This window comes from Aliidongia dinghuensis (genome assembly GCF_014643535.1).
GTDB lineage: Bacteria > Pseudomonadota > Alphaproteobacteria > ATCC43930 > CGMCC-115725 > Aliidongia > Aliidongia dinghuensis.
Genome location: NZ_BMJQ01000009.1, coordinates 55,302 through 77,370 on the forward strand (window position 1 = coordinate 55,302; position 22,069 = coordinate 77,370).

19 protein-coding genes are annotated in these 22,069 nt (G+C 69.3%); 11 read left to right on the plus strand and 8 right to left on the minus strand.

The genetic code is table 11. The features are described 5' to 3' along the window. Positions 1-7: 7 nt before the first annotated feature. From phnL to IEY58_RS17490, 3 genes are all read left to right on the plus strand, one after another. The gene (gene phnL, locus IEY58_RS17480; RefSeq protein ID WP_189048064.1) at positions 8-709 is read left to right on the plus strand and encodes a phosphonate C-P lyase system protein PhnL; all 702 of its coding nucleotides are present in this window, start codon (positions 8-10) and stop codon (positions 707-709) included. Beyond that, positions 706-1,857, plus strand: a complete 1,152-nt coding sequence (locus tag IEY58_RS17485; RefSeq protein ID WP_189048066.1) for an alpha-D-ribose 1-methylphosphonate 5-triphosphate diphosphatase — start codon at positions 706-708, stop codon at positions 1,855-1,857. The genes phnL and IEY58_RS17485 overlap by 4 nt, the downstream gene beginning before the upstream one ends. Positions 1,858-1,926: 69 nt before the next feature. Next, entirely contained in the window at positions 1,927-2,583 is a 657-nt protein-coding gene (locus IEY58_RS17490) for an MOSC domain-containing protein (protein WP_189048068.1), read from the plus strand. Positions 2,584-2,606: 23 nt separating this feature from the next. On the opposite strand, the gene IEY58_RS17495 is transcribed toward IEY58_RS17490, so the two are convergent. The 4 genes from IEY58_RS17495 to IEY58_RS17505 all read right to left on the minus strand — a co-directional run bounded on the left by IEY58_RS17495 (position 2,607) and on the right by IEY58_RS17505 (position 7,330). Beyond that, entirely contained in the window at positions 2,607-3,407 is an 801-nt protein-coding gene (locus tag IEY58_RS17495; RefSeq protein WP_189048070.1) for a class I SAM-dependent methyltransferase, read from the minus strand. A gap of 182 nt (positions 3,408-3,589) precedes the next feature. Continuing rightward, positions 3,590-5,179 carry an amidase family protein gene (locus IEY58_RS17500; RefSeq protein ID WP_229743789.1) on the minus strand — a complete coding sequence of 530 codons (1,590 nt, stop codon included), beginning with the start codon at positions 5,177-5,179 and terminating at the stop codon, positions 3,590-3,592. A gap of 5 nt (positions 5,180-5,184) precedes the next feature. Continuing rightward, positions 5,185-6,183, minus strand: coding sequence for a hypothetical protein (locus IEY58_RS34400; RefSeq protein WP_229743790.1), 999 nt, complete (start codon positions 6,181-6,183; stop codon positions 5,185-5,187). 7 nt (positions 6,184-6,190) lie between these two features. Beyond that, entirely contained in the window at positions 6,191-7,330 is a 1,140-nt protein-coding gene (locus IEY58_RS17505; RefSeq protein WP_189048090.1) for a 2OG-Fe(II) oxygenase, read from the minus strand. A gap of 194 nt (positions 7,331-7,524) precedes the next feature. On the opposite strand from IEY58_RS17505, the gene IEY58_RS17510 reads away from it, so the two are divergent. Together IEY58_RS17510 and IEY58_RS17515 are read left to right on the plus strand one after the other, a co-directional pair. Continuing rightward, a complete protein-coding gene (locus IEY58_RS17510) occupies positions 7,525-8,220 on the plus strand; it encodes a DUF1045 domain-containing protein (RefSeq protein WP_229743791.1) in 696 nt (231 codons plus the stop codon). Next, positions 8,217-9,425 carry an adenylate/guanylate cyclase domain-containing protein gene (locus tag IEY58_RS17515; RefSeq protein WP_189048092.1) on the plus strand — a complete coding sequence of 403 codons (1,209 nt, stop codon included), beginning with the start codon at positions 8,217-8,219 and terminating at the stop codon, positions 9,423-9,425. Before IEY58_RS17510 ends, IEY58_RS17515 begins: the two co-directional genes overlap by 4 nt. 71 nt (positions 9,426-9,496) lie before the next feature. On the opposite strand, the gene IEY58_RS17520 is transcribed toward IEY58_RS17515, so the two are convergent. Next, positions 9,497-10,057: a sugar O-acetyltransferase gene (locus tag IEY58_RS17520; protein WP_189048093.1), complete on the minus strand. Its 561-nt coding sequence runs from the start codon at positions 10,055-10,057 to the stop codon at positions 9,497-9,499. A gap of 227 nt (positions 10,058-10,284) precedes the next feature. Between IEY58_RS17520 and IEY58_RS17525 the strand changes: the two genes are divergently transcribed. The 4 genes from IEY58_RS17525 (at position 10,285) to IEY58_RS17540 (ending at position 16,732) form a co-directional block, all read left to right on the plus strand. Then, positions 10,285-11,142 carry a hypothetical protein gene (locus tag IEY58_RS17525; RefSeq protein ID WP_189048095.1) on the plus strand — a complete coding sequence of 286 codons (858 nt, stop codon included), beginning with the start codon at positions 10,285-10,287 and terminating at the stop codon, positions 11,140-11,142. A gap of 12 nt (positions 11,143-11,154) precedes the next feature. Further along, on the plus strand, positions 11,155-14,376 hold the full coding sequence (locus tag IEY58_RS17530) for a CHAT domain-containing tetratricopeptide repeat protein (protein ID WP_189048097.1): 3,222 nt from the start codon (positions 11,155-11,157) through the stop codon (positions 14,374-14,376). 68 nt (positions 14,377-14,444) lie between these two features. Then, positions 14,445-15,929: an AlkA N-terminal domain-containing protein gene (locus IEY58_RS17535; protein WP_189048099.1), complete on the plus strand. Its 1,485-nt coding sequence runs from the start codon at positions 14,445-14,447 to the stop codon at positions 15,927-15,929. Continuing rightward, positions 15,926-16,732: an isocitrate lyase/PEP mutase family protein gene (locus IEY58_RS17540; RefSeq protein ID WP_189048101.1), complete on the plus strand. Its 807-nt coding sequence runs from the start codon at positions 15,926-15,928 to the stop codon at positions 16,730-16,732. Before IEY58_RS17535 ends, IEY58_RS17540 begins: the two co-directional genes overlap by 4 nt. On the opposite strand, the gene IEY58_RS17545 is transcribed toward IEY58_RS17540, so the two are convergent. Next, on the minus strand, positions 16,707-17,423 hold the full coding sequence (locus IEY58_RS17545) for an RluA family pseudouridine synthase (protein ID WP_229743792.1): 717 nt from the start codon (positions 17,421-17,423) through the stop codon (positions 16,707-16,709). The two genes, IEY58_RS17540 and IEY58_RS17545, sit on opposite strands and share 26 nt — an antisense overlap. A 44-nt stretch (positions 17,424-17,467) precedes the next feature. On the opposite strand from IEY58_RS17545, the gene IEY58_RS17550 reads away from it, so the two are divergent. Continuing rightward, positions 17,468-17,791 (plus strand): MmcQ/YjbR family DNA-binding protein, encoded by a 324-nt coding sequence (locus IEY58_RS17550; RefSeq protein WP_189048103.1) that lies wholly within the window; start codon positions 17,468-17,470, stop codon positions 17,789-17,791. On the opposite strand, the gene IEY58_RS17555 is transcribed toward IEY58_RS17550, so the two are convergent. Further along, positions 17,788-18,174: a hypothetical protein gene (locus IEY58_RS17555; protein ID WP_189048105.1), complete on the minus strand. Its 387-nt coding sequence runs from the start codon at positions 18,172-18,174 to the stop codon at positions 17,788-17,790. The two genes, IEY58_RS17550 and IEY58_RS17555, sit on opposite strands and share 4 nt — an antisense overlap. A gap of 13 nt (positions 18,175-18,187) precedes the next feature. Beyond that, positions 18,188-19,015 carry a hypothetical protein gene (locus IEY58_RS17560; protein WP_189048107.1) on the minus strand — a complete coding sequence of 276 codons (828 nt, stop codon included), beginning with the start codon at positions 19,013-19,015 and terminating at the stop codon, positions 18,188-18,190. 260 nt (positions 19,016-19,275) lie between these two features. Here IEY58_RS17560 and IEY58_RS17565 point away from each other — a divergent pair, with 260 nt between their 5' ends. Next, positions 19,276-21,975 carry an MASE1 domain-containing protein gene (locus IEY58_RS17565; protein WP_189048109.1) on the plus strand — a complete coding sequence of 900 codons (2,700 nt, stop codon included), beginning with the start codon at positions 19,276-19,278 and terminating at the stop codon, positions 21,973-21,975. Positions 21,976-22,069 lie beyond the last annotated feature (94 nt).

Sequence of the window (22,069 nt, forward strand, 5' to 3'; positions counted from 1 at the left end):
GCACCCCATGGAACCGGTTCTGGAAATCTGCGGCCTCGCCAAATCCTTCACGCTGCACAATCAGGGCGGCATCACGCTGCCCGTGCTCGACGGGGTCGATCTCGCCATCTATCCGGGCGAATGCGTGGCACTCAACGGCCGCTCGGGCAGCGGCAAGTCGACATTGCTGCGCACGCTGCAGGGCAATTACCGCGTGGGATCCGGCCATGTCTGGGTTCGCCGAAGCGACGGCAGCCGCATCGACCTTGCGACGGCAAGCCCACGCCAGGTCATCGAGCTCCGCCGTTCGACGATCGGCTACGTCAGCCAGTTCCTGCACGTGGTCCCGCGCGTGCCGGCGATCGAGATCGTGGCCGAGCCCGTGCGGGCCCGCGGCGCCGATCCGGCGACGGCACGGGCACGGGCAGCGGCACTGCTCACCCGCCTGAACGTACCCGAGCGGCTCTGGCCGCTGGCGCCGGCGACCTTCTCCGGCGGCGAGCAGCAGCGCGTCAACATTGCCCGCGGCTTCGCGGTCGAGTATCCGATCCTGCTGTTGGATGAGCCGACCGCTTCGCTCGACGGCGAGAATCGCGCCGCGGTCATCGGGCTCATCGACGAGGCGCTCGGCCACGGCACTGCGATCGTCGGCATTTTTCATGATGCCGAGGTGAGAGATCGGGTGGCGGGACGACTTTACACTATGACGGAAGCGAGGGCGGCGGCATGACGAAGCGACAGGATGCGGTGCTGACCAACGCCCGGCTTGTGCTCGATAACCAGGTGATCCACGGCAGCGTGGTGGTCGAGGACGGGATCATCACCCGGGTCGACGAAGGCCGATCGGCCGTGCCAGGCGCCATCGATTTCCACGGCGACTACCTGCTGCCGGGCCTGGTCGAGTTGCACACCGACAATCTCGAGAAACATTTCGTGCCGCGCCCTGGCACGCGCTGGCCGGCCATGGCCGCGATCGTCGGCCACGATGCCCAGGTGGCGTCCGCCGGCATCACGACCGTGTTCGACGCGCTCTGTGTCGGCGAGACCTCGTCGGGCGGCGACCGGCTCGAGATCCTGGCCGGCATGGCGAACTCGATCCGCGAGGCACGCTCGAAGCATCTGCTGCGCGCGGAGCATTTGCTGCACCTGCGCTGCGAGATCAGCCATCCGGACACCGCGACCCTGTTCAAGGAATTCATCGGCGACCCGGGGCTGAAGCTGGTCTCGATCATGGATCACACGCCCGGCCAGCGGCAGTTCACCACGATCGAGAAGTACAAGTACTACTACGTGAAGAAGTACGGCTGGTCGGACACCGAGTTCGAGAAGTTCGTCGAGAAGCAGACCGAGGCCTCGGCCCGCTACGGTGCTGCCAACCGCCGGGCGATCGTGGCGCTCGCCCACGAGAACGACCTGACCCTGGCGAGCCATGACGACGCGACCATCGACCATGTCGACGAGGCGATTGCCGATGGCATGGTGGTGGCCGAGTTCCCGACGACCCTCGACGCGGCCCGCGCTTCGCGCGATCGCGGCATGGCGATCCTGATGGGTGCCCCCAACGTGGTGCGCGGCGGCTCGCACTCGGGCAACGTCTCGGCGCTCGATCTCGCACGCGACGGGCTCCTCGACATCCTGTCATCGGACTATGTGCCGATGAGCCTCATCCACGGCGCCTTCATCCTGGCCCGGGCGGAGCTGGGAATCGACCTGCCTGCCGCGATCCGCACCGTGACGGCGACGCCGGCCGCCCGCGTCGGCCTCACCGACCGCGGCCGCATCGCCGAGGGCCTGCGCGCCGACCTCGTCCGCGCGCACGACACCGGCGACGTGCCGCTGGTGCGCGGCGTCTGGTCCCACGGCGAGCGGGTGATCTGAGCCGGCCACTTGAACAGGGCGCGGCCGTCGGGTGAAACTGTCGGCCCCCTTCCCTGTCGAGTTCCGCCCTTGCCCTCCACCGGACCGCGATTGCTGTCGCTCAATGTCGGCTTGCCCGGCCTGCTCCGCTCGGCCGAGCGCGAGGTGCTGAGCGGCATCCGCAAGCACCCCGTCGCCGGTCCGGTCGAGATCGGCCCCAACGGCTGCACCGGCGACGGCCAGGCCGATCTTGAAAACCACGCCGGGCCGGACAAGGCGGTCTGCGTCTACGCGACCGAGCATCTCGCCTATTGGTCGGACCGGCTCGGCCTGCCGTTTGCCCCGGCCGCGTTCGGCGAGAATTTCAGCGTGCAGGGCCTCGCCGAGAGCGAGGTCCGTATCGGCGATATCCTCGAGGTCGGGGCCGCCCGCTTCCAGGTGACCCAGCCGCGCGGCCCCTGCTTCAAGCTCGGCATGCTGCACGGCGTGCCCGACCTGGCGCGGCGCGTCCAGGAGGCCGGCTTCACCGGCTTCTATCTGCGCTGCCTCGCCCCGGGCGCGGTCTCGGCCGGCATGCCGATCGCGCTCGTCGAGCGCAACGCGAGCCATCCGACCATCGCCGAAGTGGTGCGCGTGACCTACCACGACCCAGACGACGTCGCCGCGATCGACCGGGTCATCGCCTGCTCGCCGCTCGCCGACAGTTGGCGCGGGGCGCTCGAACGCCGCCGGCGGAAACGGGCCTGACCCGCGCCGCCCGTCGACCCTGCCTAGCCGGGCTTCCGCGCGATGATCACTTGCGCCTTGGGCAGGACGCGGTCGAGTTCGGCCTTGATGCGCATGCCGTCCTTGCCGCGCAGCACCTCCGACCAGGTCCGAGTCCAGGCGTCAAGCGAGGGATCCGACCCCTCGCCCAGCGGAACACCGGCCTGCCAAAAGAACAGCCACCACAGCGACCAGAAGAAGCCGTAGCCTGTGCGGTGCTCGATGGTAAGCCCGGCCTGCTCGACCAGGGCTGCGAACTGCTCCGGCTCGAAGATGCGGATATGGTTCGGCTTCTGGAAATACTGCGGCGGCGCCAGAACCTTCTGCAGCTTCTCCTGCGCCGTTCCGGGCACGGTGATGAGATAGAGCGCGCCCGGCCGGCCGATGCGCACCAGCTCCGCCATGAAGGCGACCGGGTCGTCGACATGCTCCAGCACCTCGGTGCAGACGACCCGGGTCACAGTGCCGCCCGGCAGGGGCAAGGGATTGCCGTCCGTGACATAGGCGTCGACGCGCCGCGCCGACGATCCCGCGAGCCGGTCCTTGGCCTGGCCGATCTTCACGGCATCGGCGTCGGCCAGGATCACATGCGCGCCGCGGCGCGCGCTGAAGCTGGCAATGCCGCCGTCGCCGCAACCGATGTCGGCGACGACGTCGTCGGCCGAGATCGGGAAGCCGGTCATGAGCTCGCCGGTGTCATTGTTGAACCAACCGCTCAAGACTGCATCGTGCAGGCCCAGCATGAACGGGTCCGGCCGATCCGCCGTCGCCTCGCCGACTGCAGGCTTCTTGAAGTCAGAAATCATGCCGGCCCCATGCGTTGGAGATGGAGAGAGAAACGGGATGCCGTTCGACGGCGCCGAGGCGCCCCGGCATCGGCTGTCGAGGATGCTACGATGCGCCCCATCCGCGATCAAGGCGGGCCGGGAGCCCGTGTCGAGAGCCCGTGTCGAGAGCCCGTGTCGAGAGCCCGGCGCGACAGCGTCGCTTAAGCCAGCTCCGGGGCCGTTGGCGGCGGCTGGCGTACCGGGTTCGCCTGTTCCCAGGCATAGGCGATCGCGAGCAGGGTCGGCTCACTCCAGGCACGACCGGTGAAGCTGATGCCGTAGGGATAAGGCGGCGTCGGACGGCCCTCGACCTCGTGACGCCAGCCGGCCGGCACACCGACGCTCGGATAGCCGGCGCGTGCCGCAATGCCGTTGCCGAGCGCCGCCGGGAACAGCACCGCGTCGAGCTGCCAGCGGTCGAAATAGGCATCGAGCCCTTGGGGGCGCGACAGCTCGAGATCGAGCGCCCGCGCCGCGTGATAGGCCGGCTCCGTCAGATCGCCGCGCGTCGCCTCCGCCGCCAGCAGCAGATCCTGGCCGAAGCGCGGCGGCACGGCCGCAGCATCGTTGGCGGCGATCACGTCCTTGAGCGTGCGCACCGGCCCGTCCGGCACGTAGTCGGCCAGATAGGCGGCGAGCCCGTGCTTGAACTCGTAGATCAGCACCGCCGGCATCGGCATGCGCTTGCCCTTGGACGGGCTGAACGGGTTGGTGACCGGCACCTCGATCATGGCGCCGGGGCCGCCGATCCGGCCGGCCGTCGGGATATTGGCCTTGACGACCACGGCGCCGAGGGTCTCGAGCCGCGCCACGACTTCGTCCATGATCCGACGCTGATCCGGGGCCAGCGCGCGCCAATAGATGTCGTTCTCCGCATCGGCGGGATCGCTCGGCACGCCGATGCGCCGGCCCGCAAGCCCGTTCGGATCGAGGAAGGCCGTGTAGTCGGCCGGGATGCGGCCGCGCACCGCGAGGGTCGCCGGATCGCGGCGATCATATCCGGCAAGGGCGCCAAGCAGGATCGCTGCGTCGCGGACCGTGCGGGCGAGCGGCCCGGCGGTGTCCTGGCTCGCCGCGATCGGCAGGATGCCGGCCCGGCTGACCAGGCCCACGGTCGGCTTCACGGTGACGAGTGCGTTGTTGCAGGCCGGGTTCAGCAGCGAGCCCGCCGTTTCGGTCCCGACCGTCGCGGCCGCCAAATTGGCCGCGGCGGCAACGGCCGAGCCGGAGCTCGACCCGCCGGGCGGCACGATCGGGATGCCGTCCGCGTCGACCGCTGGCGCGTAGGGATTCAGGACCTGACCCCCGAGCGCGCTATAGCCCGACGGCATGCCGACGGTCGTCCAGTTGGCGAATTCGGTGAGGTTGGCCTTGCCGAGCAGGATGGCACCGGCCCTGCGCAGCCGCGCTGCGACATGGGCGTCGCGCACGGCCAAGGCGTGGGCCAGCGCCGGGCTGCCGGCGGTCGTCGCCTGGCCATCCGCGGTTGCGATATTGTCTTTGAGCAGGATCGGAATGCCGTAGAGCGGCCCCTTGCGCGTGCCGGGGCGGAAGCGCAGCCGGTCGCGGCGGCGGGCGATCGCAAGGGCGGCGGGATTGACCTCGCGCACCGAATTGAGGCCGGCGCCGCCGCGGTCGAACGCCGCGATGCGCGCGGCATAAGCCCGGACGAGATCGACCGAGGTGATCTCGCGCGCTTCGAGCGCCGCCTGCAGGCTTTCGATCGTCTGCTCGACCAGACGGAACGGCATTAGGCTCAGATCCCGAGGCGCGCCGCGCGACGGGCCTGCATCTCGCCGTAGAGCGCGCCCAGCCAGCGGTCGGCGAGCGCCGCCGTCTCGGGCGTCACGATCCGCTTCTCCGCACCGTCGGCCACGAACGGCCGGCGCTCGGGATCCTTGGCATAGTAGCGAGCCTCCTCGCGCATGCGCGCCGCATGCTCGGCGGCGAGCGGGATGTGGAAATGGCGCGCGACGGCACCCCAGGCGACCGCCGGCAGGTCGGCATAGTTGACGAAGAGCGGCGTGCCGTCGTCGCCATCGAGTGCGGCCGCACAGAAGCCGGCGAGCGTGCGGGCGCAGAACGCCTCCGGCGGCATGTCTGCGCATTCGGCGGCCGGAATACCCAGGAGATGCTCCGCCTGGTCGGGATAGCGCTGGAGCTGCATCCAGCCGGGACGCCCCTTCAGGACTGAGCTCATGACCTCGACCGGCGCACGATAGACGAAGACCCAGGGCACCGCCGGAAACGCGGCACGCAGCAGCGCCAGGCGCCGGATGTTCCAGCTCGAGAATTTGACGACGTAATGCCGCTCGTCGCCGAAGCGGCGGCGGCCGAGCGCGCGGATCATGAGACGCAGGCAGGCGACGAGTGCCGCCTCGTTGAGCGCGCTCGGATCGGCCTCGAGGAAGCTATTGATGGGATCGGCCTCGGAAACGACGAACGTATCCGGCACGACACCGAACAGGCGCGACAGCACGGTCGAGCCGCAACGCGACATATGGAAGATGAAGCCGGACGGCTCGAGGCATTCGCCAACGCTGTCGATCGCTTCCAGCGTCGAGAGCGTGGTGCGGACGACCGGCCGCAGGGGCTCGCCGCCATCGGCCGGCTGGTTCGCCCAGCGCGCGACCGTCTGCATGAAGAACGGCTCGCGGAACGCGACGCCGCGCAGGTCGCACCAGTCGACGAGCGGCTCCGGCCGTTCGAGCGTCAGGCGGATCGGCGTCCATTGAGCGAGTTCGGTCGGTTCCATCTGTTGGTCACGCCTCAGGATAGAGGCGGTCGTGGCCACCGACGTAATGCGTCTCACCGGCCTCGAGCCGGGCGTTCATCGCCTCGCGCACGGCCGCGTCCTCCTCGCCGTAGAGGAACGGCACGAAGGCATAGCGTCGGCCGCGCGTCACCGGTGTCACCTCATGCAGCATGCCGCACGAGAACACGATGGCGCCGCCCGCGGGCGCCCGATAGGTCTGCCGCCCGAATTCCGGGCAGCGCAGGTCGCAGCCGTCGTAGTCGTTGTTGAGGTTGAGGGAGACCGCGAAGCGTCGATGACGCGCCCCGGCGTTGACATTGTCCCGATGCCGGAAGAAATGGCCGCCCAGCTCGGCGTCGTAGCAGCTGATCATGTAGCGATCCATCCGGGTCGCCCTGAACTGGAAGAACCGCTCGATCGCCGGCAGCAGGCGGCGCGCGATCCGGTCGCGCAGGATGGCGCGCGTCTCCGGATCGACCAGCACCAGGTCCTGCCGTCGCTTCAGGCGATGATCGATCACCGTCGCCGTCCTGCCATCCTGGTCCAGGAGGAAGCCCGAATCCTCGCCGCCGTTGCGCTCGTAGAGATCAACGAGCGCGTCGCACAGCTCGAACTCGAACACGCGCGGCACGATCAGCACCGGCGCCGTCAGCGGCACGCCGGCCGAGGCGCCGACCTCGGGCAGCTGCTGCAGAAACGTGGTCACCATCTGGCCGTGGCCGTTCGGATCGTCGAACGAGACGTTGGCGACGGCGCGCAAAAGCGGATCGAGCACGATGGTGCGCGGCGCGCCTTCGGCGCCGTAGGCCCGGATGATGTCGCCGGCATCGTCGACGATATAGCCCATCGCCGGTCCGGAAATGCTGGCGAGGACCGGCGCGTCGGCCGGCATCTCCGACAGGATGCCGTAGAAGACACAATGATCCTCGCGGAACCGGGCCGCCTCCGCCAGGATCGTCGCGAGCTCCGCCATCGCGCGCCGGTCGGCGAGCGAACCCAGGAAGCACAGCACGACCCAGCGCCCGGCCTCGACATGCAGGTCGACCTGCGCGCCGGTGATGGTCCGGGCGCTGAACCAGGGCACGGGATCACCCAGCAGAATCTTCCCGCCCGAAGCCTCCGTCTCTGCCGTGACACCCTCTGCCATGAACCGTCCGCCCTCCCAGGGTCGATACCGTTGGCCGTCAGCAGAGCACGGTCAGGATTAACGTTTCATTGACCATGCCATCCGACAACGGCAATTAGGCTTGCGCATCATGCGCGTAGGCTGCAACGCGACGAACGTCTACAATCGACGGCAAGCCCGGCGCGGACTGGCCGGGATCGACCGAGCGAGATTGGATGACCGTGCGCTACGCGATTTATGTCGTGCCCCCCACCGACTCGCCGCTCTGGCGCATGGCCTCGACTTGGCTCGGCCGCGAGCCGGAAACCGGCGCCGAAGAACTGCCCGCCCTGCCGCTGTGGCTCGCGCGCGACCGCTGGCGCGAGATCACCCGCGAGCCGCGCCGCTACGGTTTTCACGGCACCCTGAAGCCGCCGCTGACCCTGGCCAGCGGCCGGACCCATGACGGGCTGGCCGCGGCCCTCTCGCTGTTTGCGTCCGAGATGCAGCCGTTGCCGCCGGTCGCCCTCCATGTCGCGTCGATCGGTGGGTTCCTGGCGCTCGTGCTGCGCGAGCCGTCGGCACCCCTGAAGCGGCTCGCCGATCTCGCGGTCGAGCGGTTCGACCGGTTTCGCGCCCCGCCGACTCCGGCTGAACTCGCTGGGCGGCGCCAGGTCCCGCTGTCGACCCGACAAGAGGAATACCTGTCCCGCTGGGGCTACCCCTATGTGTTCGACGAGTTTCGTTACCATATGACGTTAACGGGCCGGCTGCCCGATCCCGAGCGGCCCCGCGTCGCGGCCCTTTTGACCGAGCTGCTGGCACCGGCACTGGCCCAGCCCATTCCCTTGGGTCTCGCGCTCTTCGTCCAGAAGGATCGCGACAGCCCGTTCACACTGGTTCGGCGGTTTCGCCTGGGATCCCCACCATGAATGTCGATGAGACCTGTCGAGCTTTCGCCGAATGGCTCGAATCGACCGGCCGCTTCGTGGCCGACGTCGGCGAATTCCTGATCGGCGCCTGTGGTTTCCTGACCGAGCGCGGCCTGCCGCTCGACCGCGTGTCGACTCACATCAAGGTCGTTCACCCGCGCACCATGTCGGTCTGGCGCATCTGGCGGCAGGATCAGCCGCTCGAAGTGCGACGTGCGGTGCGCGGCGCCGAGATGACCGCCGCCTTCCTGCGCAGCCCGGTCAAGAAAGTCTGGCACACCGGCGAATGGATCGACGAGCGCATCCTGCCCGGCGAGGAGGACCGCTGGGCGATCGTGACCGACCTCCGGGCCGAGGGCTTCACCCACTACATGATCGGCCCGATCCTTTTCTCGAACCGGCAGATCCACGCGGCATCGTTTGCGACGAAGCAACCGGGCGGCTTCACCGTTGAGGAAGTCGAGGTGATTCGCCGCTTCACGGTCAAGTCGGCGCCGATCATCGAAACGCTGGCGCTCCGTAACGGCATGGACAATCTGCTTGAGACCTACCTCGGGCACGAGACCGCTCAGCTCCTGGCCCAGGGCCAGGTGACGCTGGGCCAGGGCACGCAGCGACGGGCCGCGCTCTGGTATTCCGACTTGCGCGGCTTCACCTCGCTCACCGAGGGCGCGCCGCTTGAGGAGGTGGTGCAGATCCTGAACGTCTATTTCGGCCTCGCCGGCGCCGCGGCCGACCGCCACTCGGGCGAGATCGTGCAGTTCATCGGCGACGCCATCCTGATGTTCTTCGCCGTGACCGAAGAGGGCGGCGACGCCGCCGCTTGCCGGCGCGCACTCATGGCGGCAACCGAGGCGCGGACCGAACTTAGCCGTTGGAACGAGGCGCGCCGTGCGACGCGCGAGCGCGAGATCGCGTTCGGCCTCGGCCTCGACCTGGGCAACATCATCCATGTCAACGTCGGCGGCGGCAATCGCCAGGCCTTCAACATCGTGGGACCGGCCGTCAATCGCGCAGCGCGGCTGCAGGAACTGACAAAGTCGCTCGGCCGCCCGATGCTGATGTCGTCCGACTTCGCGTCCGCGATCGGGGAAGGCATGATATCTCTGGGCGAATACCCGCTGCGCGGCATCAACCTGCCGATCGAAGTGATCGAGCCGTCGCAGGAACTGATCGCCTCCCTGCCGGCACTACCACAGGACTGACCCGCCCGACGTCCTGTGCCCCATCCGGGCCGTGATCAGAATTTCCGCTCACGCCCGGGGCGGATGTTCCTTCAGTCGTCGCCAATCGAGCGAAGGACCCGTGCCGGATTTCCTCCGACAAGGGTATTCGGGGGAACGTCCTTGGTAACAACCGAACCTGCCGCCACAACCGAGTTTTCGCCTACCGTCACCCCGCCGATAATCGTTGCGCCGGCTGCGATCCAGACGTTTCTCTCGATCACGATGGGCTTTCCGATGGTTGCGGCGCGGCGCTGCGAAGGTTCCAGAGGATGGCCCGCCGTGATGATGCTCACGTTCGGCCCGATCATCACATCGTCCGCGATGTCGAGGCCGCCAAGGTCATAGAAAGTGCAGTTCTGATTTATGAAGACATTATGCCCGACGCGGATTTCGTCCCCGCCGGCAGTATAAAATGGCGGGATCAGCAAAAAGCTTTCGTCTACCTTTTTACCGATGAGTTGGCTGAACAAGTCCCGAATTTCGTCCGCATCGTTGAACGTCAAACGATTAAGTGCAGCGGTGATCGCCATCGCCCGTTTGACGTTTGCCAACATGGCCGCTGATTCCGGCGTCCTCCTGTAAATGATCTTGGTGCCGTCCCCATTCGACATTCGTCATTTTCCTCGGCCTATAGGTGAGCGTGCGTTTCGGCGCACGAGGGCGGCACCGAGATTCGCTAAGCATAGCCAGAAAGCGGAAGGGTCGGAATCGACCCAGTCCCGAAATTCAAACTAAGCCACTGCTTTGACGTTCAAGAGCTTTGGCTTTGCCCGTCGGCGCGGTATCATCCAACCAATCGGGTGCGCGATTGCGAGCCTACCTGCGGGGGGAGGTCGGAATGGGACGCCAGGCAAGACGATTCGTCGCGTTATTCCTCGCCATCACCTATCCAATCGCGGTCCTGGCCCAATCGAGCGGTGCCGTCGCGTCGCTCGTGCGCGACGTGCTCAGCATCTCGCGCGGCCAGACGGCGCCGCACCCGCTCTCGACCGGCGAGCCCGTGGTCGAGGGGCAGGAAATCCAGACGGCCTCGACCGGCGCGGTCAACGTCAATTTCCCGAACGGGACCGCGCTTGCCGCCCTACGCCAGGCCGATATCACGTTCGGCGAGCAGACCGCGGTGGCCGGTCAGGGCCTGGCCCAGCCGCTCCAGGGCCTGGACCTCGTGACCCTGTCGCCAGGCGTCTTCCGCGTGACGGTCGGCCTGCAGCCGACGACCGTGCGCACCCGGCGCGGCGCCGCCTTCCTCATCAACGGCCAGGGCGGCCCGGCGACCGCACTCATCGAAGAGCAGGCGGACGGCAGCGTCACGCTCTCGACCCTTGCCGGCACGGTCCAGGTCACAAGCGGCGGCAGCACCGTTGCCGTCCCCGCCGGCTCGTCGATCACGCTGTTCGGCAGCCTCGCCGCGCTGTCCGCTGCGGCGATCCAGCCGATGAGCGCCGCCTCGCAGGGTGTCGCCGCCGAGTTCGCCGCCGTCATCGGTCCGGTCGCCGTTGCTTCGGCCGCGCCTGCGGCCGGCGGCAGTGCCGGCGTCGGCACGGCCGCCGGCCTGTCGGTCAGCCCGCTTGCGATCGGGGCGGCCGCCGCTGCCGTCGCCATCGGCATCGGGATCGCGGCCAGCGAGAGCGGCGGCTCCGGCACACCGAGCCCAGCGGGTGGCACCGGCACGAGTACGAGCACCAGCACCAACTAGCGGGCCGGCAAGATGTCCCTGCGCTGGCCCTTCGCGTGCCGGTGGCGCCTCAGCAGCCCAGCGCTCACCCTGCCGATCCTGTCGACGATGCTGCTGTCGACCGGAGCCCAGGCACTCGACGCCTGCTGGCCGCCGGTGCCGGAGACCATGGCCGGCGGCGAGGCGGCGGTGCGCGACCGCTACAAGCAGGCAACGGCACCTGTCGCCATCGTCGACGGCGCCGTGGCGCTCGCCGCGGTGCTGGAGGGTAGCGGCCGCGCTGCAGACGCCGAGGCCACCCTGCACGACGCCGAGACGCGCCTCGCCCAGCAGGGAGCGGCGAGCCCGCGCCTCATGGGCGACGCCGCCTCGCTCGCCTTCGCCGCGGGCCGCACCCAGGATGCGGCCGCCCTGCTGCGCCGCCTGCTGGCGGCCAATCCCGCACTCGATGCCGGCCGGATCGGCTGCTATTTCGAGACGCTGGGCACGATCGAGGCGCAGCAGGGCGATCTCGCCCAGGCGGAGACCGATTTCAACCAGGCCGAACGGAAGTACGAGGGCCGCCAGGACGCCCATGACGCGGCACTCATCGAGCTGCGCATCAACCAGGCCGAGCTCAAGACCCGCCGCGGCCAGGCGAAGGACGCGCTGGCCGTGCTCGACCGGGTCGACGACCAGCTGAGTGCCGTGTCGGAGCCGCTGCCGACCCTGCACAGCCGCAGCGCCGAGGCACGGGCGTCGGCCCTCTTCGTCGGAGGCCAGTTCGACGCGGCGCTGGCGAAGCTCACACCGCTCATCGACGCCGCAGCGAAGCGAGGCAGCAATGCCGACCCCGAAGCGGTTCGCGCCCAGTTCGAGCTCATGGCGCTCAGGGCCCGCATCCGCGCCGAGAAGCGGGATTTCCTGGCGGCGGAGCGGGACTACAAGGCGGCATTCGACCTCTATCAGCACAATGGCCTCGCCGGCACGCCGACCGGCCGCGCCTTCATCCGCAACCTCGCCGCCTATTACAGCAGCATCGGCCGGCCCGACCTGGCGCTCTCGGTCCAGGAACGGCTGCTCTCGAGCGATGCGGGCCGCGGCGGCGTCTCGGTGCCCGAACAGGCCGAGGAACTGATCAACATCGGCTATACGCAGTACCAGCTGCGCGACTTCGCCCGGGCCCGCGACCTGTTCGCCCGCGCGCTTGCCGCCTTGAAGCCGCTCGGCGCGTCGGGCGACCTGATGGCGGCCAACGCCTATCTCGGCCTCGGCATGACGGCGCTCGAGCAGCGCGATCCGGCCAAGGCGGTCGAGTTTTTCAAGGCGGCGTTCGACAAGCGCTCGGGCGCGCTGCCGGCCGGCTCGCCGCTGGTCACCGGCGCCATGCTGCAGCTGGCGCACGGGCTGGTCGAGATGCTGGCGGCGGCACCGTCCTCGAGCCACGACGACCGCGCCGCGATCCTGTCCCTGCTGCAGGAGGTGGTGAACCGGCGCGGCAGCGAACGGGCGGAGCACAAGGAGGACCTGATCGAGCCGCTGCTGCGCCTCGCCGAAGCCTATGACCTCGACGACCAGCCGGCCCAGGCGCTGGCCCAGGCGCAGCGCGCCGCCGACCTGATCATGAGCCAGCGGCGCTATCTCCTGGAGCAGGTCGGCAATCTCGACGCGATCAGCCCGACCGTGCACGAGGTCTTCCTGCAGATCATCGCCGAACGGCAGCGCCTGGGCGGTGCCCAGGCCGGCACGCCGGCGGCGCTGTTCGACGCGTTCCAGAACGTCAATATTTCGCGCACGGGCCTGACCTTGAGCCGGCGGGCCGGACAGGCGGTGACAAGCAACGCGGAACTCGCCCGCGCGCTCGACGACAAGGCTGAGCTCGAGCGGCGCCTGCGTGACTTCAACATGCGCATGGCCCGCAACACGGTGGTCGCCGCGGCGGCCGCCGACGAGGCCACGACCGAAGCCGCCGACGCGACCGCCCAGAGCTACGACCAGGTCCTGCAGCAGCTCGACAAGGTCGCAGCCCGCGTCAGTGCGCTCGATCCCAAGAACGAGACCGGGGCCGCGGGCCTGAGCGTCCGCTTGGGCGACGTGCAGCAGGCGCTCAAGCCCGACGAGGCGCTGGTGCTGTTCGGCTTCGGCCAGCACAAGTCCTTCGCGCTCGTCGTCGACGCCCAGGGCGCCCATCCGGCGGCGCTACCGACGACCCGGGGCGACCTTGTCGACCGGATCGGCAAGCTGCGCGCGTCGGTCTCGGGCGACCAGGGCACGCAGCGCTATTGCCTCGCCTGCGCCTACGAGCTCTACCAGAAGATCGTGGCGCCCTGGCTGCCGCTCGTCAAAAGCGCCAGGAACCTGGTGATCGTGCCCGACGGACCGATGACGAGCCTGCCGCTCTCGATCCTGGTCGACGCACCGCCGGCGGCCGGGCACGAAACCGACTATGCCGGGGCGTCCTGGCTCCTGCGCCGTTACGCCCTCACCTACGCCCCATCGGCCGCCGCCTTCTACAGCCTGCGCCATGGTGCCAAGCAGGCAGCGGCGCCGAAACCGTTCCTCGGCATCGGCGATCCGGCGATCGGCAAGGAGCGCGCGCAGACCGCGACCCGCAGCGTCGCCGATCCGGATGCGCTCGGCATCTATGCCACCATGGCCCAGGCGCTGGCGGCAGCACCGGCGCTGCCGGAGACCGCGGACGAGCTGAAAGGCCTCGCCGGCATCCTCGGCGCCTCCGACGCCGACCTGCTCCTGGGCATACGCGCGACGAAGCAGACGGTGCTCGCGACCGACCTCGCGCAATATCGCGTACTGGCTTTCGCAACCCACGGGCTCCTGGCCGACGATCTCAAGGATTGGAAGGGCCCGGCCGCGCCGGGGCTGGTGCTGACGCCGCCGGCGAAGCCGACGCGCGACGACTACGGCATCCTCACCAGCGACGAGATCGGCGCGCTCAAGCTCGACGCCGACTGGGTCATCCTGTCCGCCTGCAACACGGCCGGCGGCGATGGTCGGCCGGGGGCCGAGGCGTTCACGGGCCTCACTCAGTCGTTCTTCCGCGCCGGGGCGCGCAGCGTGATCGCGACCCACTGGGCGATCCCGTCGCTGACTGCGGTCAAGATCACCAACGGCACATTCCGGCGGCTCTCGGCCTCGCCCGACATGACGCGCGGCGAGGCGTTGCGCCAGGCCGAGCTCGACGTCGCGAACGACCCGGCGACGGCGCACCCGCTCTATTGGGGCGCCTTCGTGCTGATGGGCGAGGGATACCACTAACCGGCCCCAGGTCGACCACGTCCGAAAATCGCGAGCGCCGCCGGCGCCGGGGTGGCATTGTCCAGCCCATGGAACAGCTCGATGCCCATGCCTGCTACCGGGCGCTGGAGACGCGGGACGCCCGGTTCGACGGCCGCCTCTTCGTCGGTGTCACCTCGACCGGGATCTATTGCCGGCCGGTCTGCCCGGCGCGAACGGCAAAGTTCGAGAATTGCCGCTTCTTCCCCTCGGCGGCGGCCGCCCAGGAGGCGGGCTTCCGCCCCTGCCTGCGCTGCCGGCCGGAAACGGCGCCGGAGCTCGCGTCCTGGCGCGGCACGTCCAACACCGTGTCGCGCGGCCTGGCGCTCATCGCCGAGGGTGCGCTCGACGGCGAGGATGCCAGCGTCGACCAACTGGCCGAGCGCTTGGGCGTCGGCGGCCGGCAGCTCAGGCGCCTGTTCAAGCAGCACCTGGGTGCCTCGCCCATCGCCGTCGCCCAGACGCGCCGCGTGCTGTTCGCCAAGCAATTGATCCACGACACGCGCATGCCGATGACCGAGATCGCGCTGGCATCCGGCTTCGGCAGCGTGCGCCGGTTCAACGAGGTGTTCCAGACCCTGTTCCGCCGGCCGCCGAGCGCCATCCGGCGCCGGGCGGTGCAGAGCCTGCCGGAAGGCTCCGTCGCGGCGAGCGGCGTCGTGCTGCGCCTGCGCTACCGGCCGCCCTACGACTGGCCGGCCATGCTGGATTTCCTCAAGGCCCATACGGTCGACGGGCTGGAGCAGGTCCGAGGCGGCCGCTATCGCCGCGCCATCGCCCAGGACGGCGAGCGCGGCACGATCGAGGTCGGCCATCTGCCGTCGGCGGAGAGCCTGGTCGTGACCATCCGCTTCCCGAACGTGCGGGCGCTGCCCGCGATCGTTGCCTCGGTCCGCCGTGTGTTCGATCTCGGGGCGGACGTGCAGACCATCGGCGCCCATCTGGCGCAGGATCCGCTGCTGGCGCCCTTGGTCGCCGAGCGGCCGGGCCTCAGGGCGCCCGGCGGCTGGAACGGCTTCGAGCTCGCCGTCCGCGCGGTTCTCGCAGAGGACGCGACGGTCGAGGTCGCGCGCAAGCTCCTGAGCCAACTCGTGGCGCTCTCGGACGCCCGCGTGCCGATGGAACAGCGCCTCGACCCGTCGCTCGCCCTCGCCTTCCCGACGCCGGCCGAACTCGCCCGGACCGACTTGGCACCGCTCGACGTCCCGCCGGCCCGCCACGCCGCGCTCAAGGCACTGGCGGAGGCGGCGGAGGCCGATCCCAACGTGTTCAAGCCGCAGGCGCCGATCGAGGCGACGCAGGCGCGCCTCAGCGCCATCCGCGGCATCGGCGAAGGGACCGCGAACGACATCGCGCTGCGCGCCGTGCGCGAGACCGACGCCTTTCCGGCCAGCGATCTCGGCCTGCTGGCCAAGATCCGGCCGAGCCCGGCCGCGCTCAACGACCGCGCCGAACCCTGGCGCCCCTGGCGTGCCTATGCCGCACAGCATCTCTGGGCCGCCGACCCGGCCTATCTGAAACGGAGCTTCCGATGAGTGATCTCGCCGCCATCTTCCGCAGCCTGCATCAGGGGCCGACGCTGCTGCGCCTCGCCAACGCGTGGGACGCCGGCAGCGCCCGCCTGATCGAGAGCGTCGGCGCCCCCGCGATCGCAACCACCAGCGCCGGCGTCGCCTGGGCAGAGGGTTATCCGGACGGCGACGCGCTGCCGGTCAAGGCGCTCGCCGCCGTCGTCGCGACCATCACGCGCGTCATCCGCGTGCCGCTGTCGGTCGATTTCGAGGGTGGCTATTCGCATGAGCCCGCCGGCGCGGCCGAGAACATCGCCCCGCTGCTCGACGCCGGCGCGGTCGGCATCAACATCGAGGACGGCACGGCCCCGCCGGAACTGCTCTGCAGCAAGATCGAGGCGATCAAGCGGGTCGCCGCGGCCAAGGGCATCGACCTCTATATTAACGCCCGCACCGACGTCTATCTGCAGGGCCTGGTGCCCGAGGCTGAGCGGCTCGCCGAGACGAAGCGCCGTGCTGCCCTCTATCGCGAGGCTGGCGCCGACGGCATCTTCGCCCCGGCCGTGATCGATCCGGCGACGATTCGTGCGATCGCGGAAGCGACGCCGCTGCCGCTCAATGTGCTCGCCCGCAAGGGCCTGCCGCCCGCGGCTGAGCTGGCGCCGCTCGGCGTCCGGCGCCTCAGTGCCGGCTCGGGCATCTGCCAGGCGCTGTGGGGCCGGGCGGCCGCACTCGCCAGAGGTTTCCTCACCGACGGCGCGTCCGATCCGCTCGCCGAGGGCGCCATGATCTATCCGGAGATCAACGCCCTGTTCCAGGGGCGCTGATCCCCCAGCCGCAAACGCTGAGCAGCGCCCGCATATGGTCCGGCGGCGGCGCCTCGGCGCTCGCCGCCGGCCGGTTTGCGCCCAGCGGCGGCAGCGCGATGCGCCGCGCCATCAGATGGAGCGGCCGATCGGCCGTGCGGCCACTGCCGTAGAACGGATCGCCGACCATGGGCCAGCCGGCCTCGGCCGCATGGACGCGCAGCTGATGGGTCCGTCCGGTCTCGGGGGTGAGCTCGAGCCAGGCAAAGCCGGGGCATCGGCCGAGCACGCGGAAATTCGTCACAGCCGGCTGGCCCTTGGCATCAACGACCATGCGCCAGCCGGCCTTGTCCGTCCGTTTCGCAAGCGGCAGGTCGATGCGGCCGAGATCGGCCTCGGGCCCTCCCTCCACCACGGCCCAATAGGTCTTCTCGGCATCGCGGCCGGAAAAGGCGCGGCCGAGCCGGGTCAACGCCTTGGCATGGCGCGCCAACACGAGGCAACCCGACGTGTCGGTGTCGAGCCGGTGGGCGAGCCGCGGCACCTCGCGCCCGTCGAGCTTGAGCGCCGGCAACAGCGCTTCGAGGTCGGCCGTTGTCTTCGGCCCGGCATGGACCGGCAGGCCGGCCGGCTTGTCGATGATCAGGATGTCGGCATCGCGATAGAGCACGCGTGCCTTGAGCGCTTCCGGTGTCATGATGGGATGAAGCATGGGCCCCACCCCATATGCAACCGGCCGCGCACAATGGAGGAAACATGGCGACGGGAGACGACCTGCGCCGGCTGGCGCTGGCCCTGCCTGGCACGACCGAGGCGCCGCATTTCGACCGGACGGCATTCAAGGTCGCGCGCATCTATGTGACGCTGTCGGCCGACCGGGCGAGCGCCAATTTCAAATTGACGCCGGAGGAGCAGGAATTGAAATGCCTGACCGCACCCGACGCGTTCTCGCCCATCCCCAACGCCTGGGGTCGCCAGGGCTGGACCACCGGTACGTTGGCGGCGCTAAGCGAGGCGGAGCTCGAAAGCGCGCTCCGTATCGCCTGGCAGGCGAGCCAGCCCCGGAAGGGCCGGCGCTAGAGTGCGCCGTCGATCCGGACAACGAGCCCGTTCACGGCCGTAACGGTGCCGAACGGATCGCCGGTCGATACTGCGGCCGCGACCGCGAGCACGGCGGCGGCGAGCTGCAGGTTCTTCTCTATCGCCTCGATGTCCTTGAGCACCGCTTGGGCGGCCGTGACCTTGGCCGAGAGCGCCGCTGTCGCCGCCGCGATCTCGGGTGCCAGTCCCGCGAGTGCCAAGGCCGCCACCAGGTTGGCAGCGCCAGCGATCTGGCCCTGCGACGCCCGCAGGTCCACGAAGCTGCCGTCGAAGGGATTGGCCTGCGCCGCGATGAAATCGTCGATGGCGCCGGCATAGCCGTTCAGGCAATCGGCGAGGTCGATCAGCTCCCGTGCCGCCATGTTTCCCCTCCCATCATTTGAAGACGAGCTTCGACGCGCTCTGGATTTCCGCCTGATAGCCGGCGAGCAGCGCGGAGACCGTCGCGAGATCGAGCCGGTCGACATTGTCGTAGAGGATCTTCTGGCCGCTGCAGACCTTGTCGAGCGCGGTCGCGAGCGCCGTCGCCTTCTGCTGATTCAAGGCGAAGCCCGCTGCCTCCTGGTTCGCGAGCGCCGCCATGAGCACGCTGCCGCGGATGTCGTTCGCCGGTCCCGGGATGCGCGCGTAATAGGCCTTGGCGGCCAGGCCGTCGGCCTTCCAGGCCTCGGCGACCGCGCGCGCCGCGGTAGCGAGGTCGGTGCAGAGCACCATCACGTCCGGATTGGCGCCGCGGATCAGGTCGCCGACCTCGCGGTTGCGCCAGGCGTCGAGCGGCGCCGACACGAGGAACTGCAGCAGGCTGCCGGCCGGGGCCGTACCCGCGCCGGGGACCGCACCCGGCGTGCCGATGGACCCGGCCGCGTCCTTGACGTCGATCAGCGTACCCGACGCGAGATTGCCGAGCACGGTCAGATAGAGCGACAGGACCTTGAGACCCGCGGCGTCGCCGGCCGCAAGGCCCGCGGCCTTCGCGTAGCGCACTTCGGCCGCCTGCCGGAGCTGGAGATCGGTCGGGCTTGGACGATCGCTCGGCGGCACGGCGAGGCGCACTGCGTTCGCCTCCGCCGCGACATAGCCGTCGAACACGTCCGTGCCGCCTGCAATCTCGGCACCGCTCTTCGCGAAATTGGCGACCGGCGTCAAATCCGTGCAAGCGGCGAGGAGGGTCAGCGGCAGGATTGATTTCGCGAGACTGCGCATGTGCTTGACGCCCGGAAGTTGAACGCGATCAATAGCACAGCGCGGGCTTGCAAGCCCATGCCCGCGCGCTCGCACGTTCAAAACCCGATGGTGGTAGGCTAGCCTAGGCGCGGCTGCGATCGGCCTTTCCTTTCGGGTCGCCGCCATCCCGGTGCGCCCCGCGCATGCAACGCGTCATCTTGCCGGGGCCTTCGGGGACGAAATTCAACGCTCGATTAGCCTATTGCGTGCGATTCTTTTCGGGGAAGGCAGGTACAGGCATGATCAGCAGCCCGGGCGATCGACGACATACACCACACAGCGTTCGCTTCGCGGGCAGTCTGGTGCTGGTTGCGGTTGCCTATTATCTGGCGGCCCGTGCGGGCTTGCAGCTGCAGTTCCAATCGTCCCAGGCGACCCCGGTGTGGCCGCCGTCCGGCGTGGCCCTCGCAAGTTTCCTGCGGCTCGGCACCCGGGCCGCCGGGCCGGTGTTCGTCGGCGCCTTCCTTGCCAACATGGCCGATTTCTTCGTCAAGGCCGGGGCCGGGTCACTCGTCGACGCGGATGATCTCGTCCGGCATTTCTCGGCCCATCCCCTTGAGATCGCCGTCAGCGGCGCGATCGGCGTCGGCAACATGCTGGAAGCGGCGGTGGCGCATCTGATGATCCGCCGCCTGGTCCCGGGCGGCGATTTCGGCGGCAGCGTGCGCGGCGTGCTCCTCTTCGTGCTCTCCGCGCTCGTCGGCTGCCTCGTCAGCAGCACCATCGGCGTCTCGACTCTCTTCGCGGGCTCCTACCTGCCTGCTCCGGTCGTCCGAACCGTCTGGCTCACCTGGTGGTTGGGCGACGTCACCGGCATGCTGATCCTGGCGCCGGCCATCGTCATCTGGGCGGGCGGCATTCAGCGCCCCGCCGCCTGGCGGCCGGCACTGGAGATCCTGCCGGCCCTGCTGGTCGCGAGCCTCGCCGCCATGGTCTTCGACGCCTGGCTCGGGGCGACCGCCAGCAAGGCGCTCGCCTATGCGTTCATCCCGCTCCTGTTGTGGATCGAGGTTCGGTTCGGCAATGGAGCCGGCAGCCTCGGCGTCGCCATCATCTCCGTGATCGCGGTGACCGCCACGGTCTATGGCCGAGGCCCGTTCGCGGACGAGCCGCAGAATGATGCGCTCCTCGACCTGCAGAGCTTCGTCGCGGTGGTCGCCGTCACCACCGCGCTGCTGAGCGCGGCACTCCGAGAGCGCACCCGGGCCGTTGCCGCGCTCAGGGAGGCCCACAGGACCCTGGAGCAGCGCGTCGAGCAGCGGACCGATCAGCTGGCGCGCGCCAACGAAGAGCTGCTGGCCGCGACCGAGCAATCCCGCCAGATCCAGGCGGCGCTCGCCCGCAGCAAGGAGGACTACAAGGGGCTCTATGTCCGCACACCCGCCCTGATGCATTCGATCGATACTGACGGGCGGCTGCTCAGCGTCAGCGATCACTGGCTCTCGACGCTGGGATACAGCCGCGAAGAGGTTATCGGCCGCCGCTCGACCGAGTTCCTGACCGAAGAATCCCGCCGGTATGCGCGCGAGGTCGTGCTGCCCGAGTTCTTTCGCACCGGCGTCTGCATGGACATCCCCTATCAGCTGATCCGCAAGGACGGCAGCCTGATCGACGTGCTGCTGTCCGGCGTCGGCGAGCGGGATCAGAGCGGGCGGATCGTGCGTTCGCTCGCGGTCATGGTCGACGTCACCGAGCGCAACCGCGCGGAAGCAGCTCTGCGGGCGAGCGAGGCCCGCCTGCTCGAGGAGAAGAGCCGCGCCGAGGATGCGAGCCGGGCGAAGTCGGAGTTCCTCGCGAACATGAGCCACGAGATCCGCACGCCGTTGAACGGTGTCATCGGGCTCGCCGACCTGCTGCTCGGCTCGGAACTCACCGAGACGCAGCGCCGGCACGCGAACCTGCTCAAGGATTCCGGCAAGTCACTGCTGGCGATCCTGAACGACATTCTCGACCTGTCGAAGATCGAGAGCGGCAAGGTCGAGCTCGCAAGCGTGTCGATGAGCTTGGGCGGCGTCGCCGAAGCCGCCATGGCGATCGTCAGGCCCCAGGGCGAGGCGAAGGGCCTGACGCTCGAGCTGGAGCTCGCGGACGATCTGCCGCCCTGGACGCTCGGCGATCCGATCCGCCTGCGCCAAGTGCTGCTCAACCTCCTGAGCAACGCCGTCAAATTCACGGAGCGCGGCCTGGTGCGGCTCTCCGTCGCCATGCGGCCGGCAGAAGCCAGCCTCGCCGTTCATTTCACTGTGACCGACACGGGCATCGGCGTGCCGACGGATCGGCGCCATCTTCTGTTCGAGAATTTTTCCCAAGTCGACCGCTCGATCCATCGGCGCTTCGGCGGCACCGGCCTCGGCCTCGCCATTTCCAAGCGGCTGGTCGAAGGCATGGGCGGCGAGATCGGCTTCACCAGCAACGACGAGGGACATGGCAGCGTCTTCTGGTTCATGCTGCCGGTACGCGCGGCCGCCTCGCCGACGCCCTCGATCTTGTCGCCCAGCGCCGGCGCCGCCGCCCGACCGCTGCGGATCCTGGTCGCCGAGGATATCCCGATCAATCAGCTGGTCGTGGAAGCGACGCTGACCGCCGCCGGACATGAGGTCGCCCTTGCGGCGAACGGCACCGAGGCGGTCCGGACACTCGCCGCCGGCGCGTTCGACCTCGTACTGATGGACGTCGAGATGCCCGAGATGGACGGCATGGCGGCCACCCGCGCGATCCGTGCGCTCGACGGCGCGTGCGCGCGGGTCCCGATCATCGCGCTGACGGCCAACGCCATGGACGAGCAGATCCGCCTGTGCCGCGCCTCCGGCATGGACGACCATCTCGCAAAGCCGATCGATCGCGAGCAACTGCTTGCCATGGTCGACAAATGGGTGCCCCCCGACTCCCGGCAGGAAACGCATTCGACGGCCCGCGCCGGCGGATCCGCCGCCGACTGAGTTTCCCGCCGGGGAACGCCGATCAGCACGCTGTCATGGCCGCACCAATCCCCCCGGGACACGACACCTGCGCGGGGATGACGGAGAGTTGAAG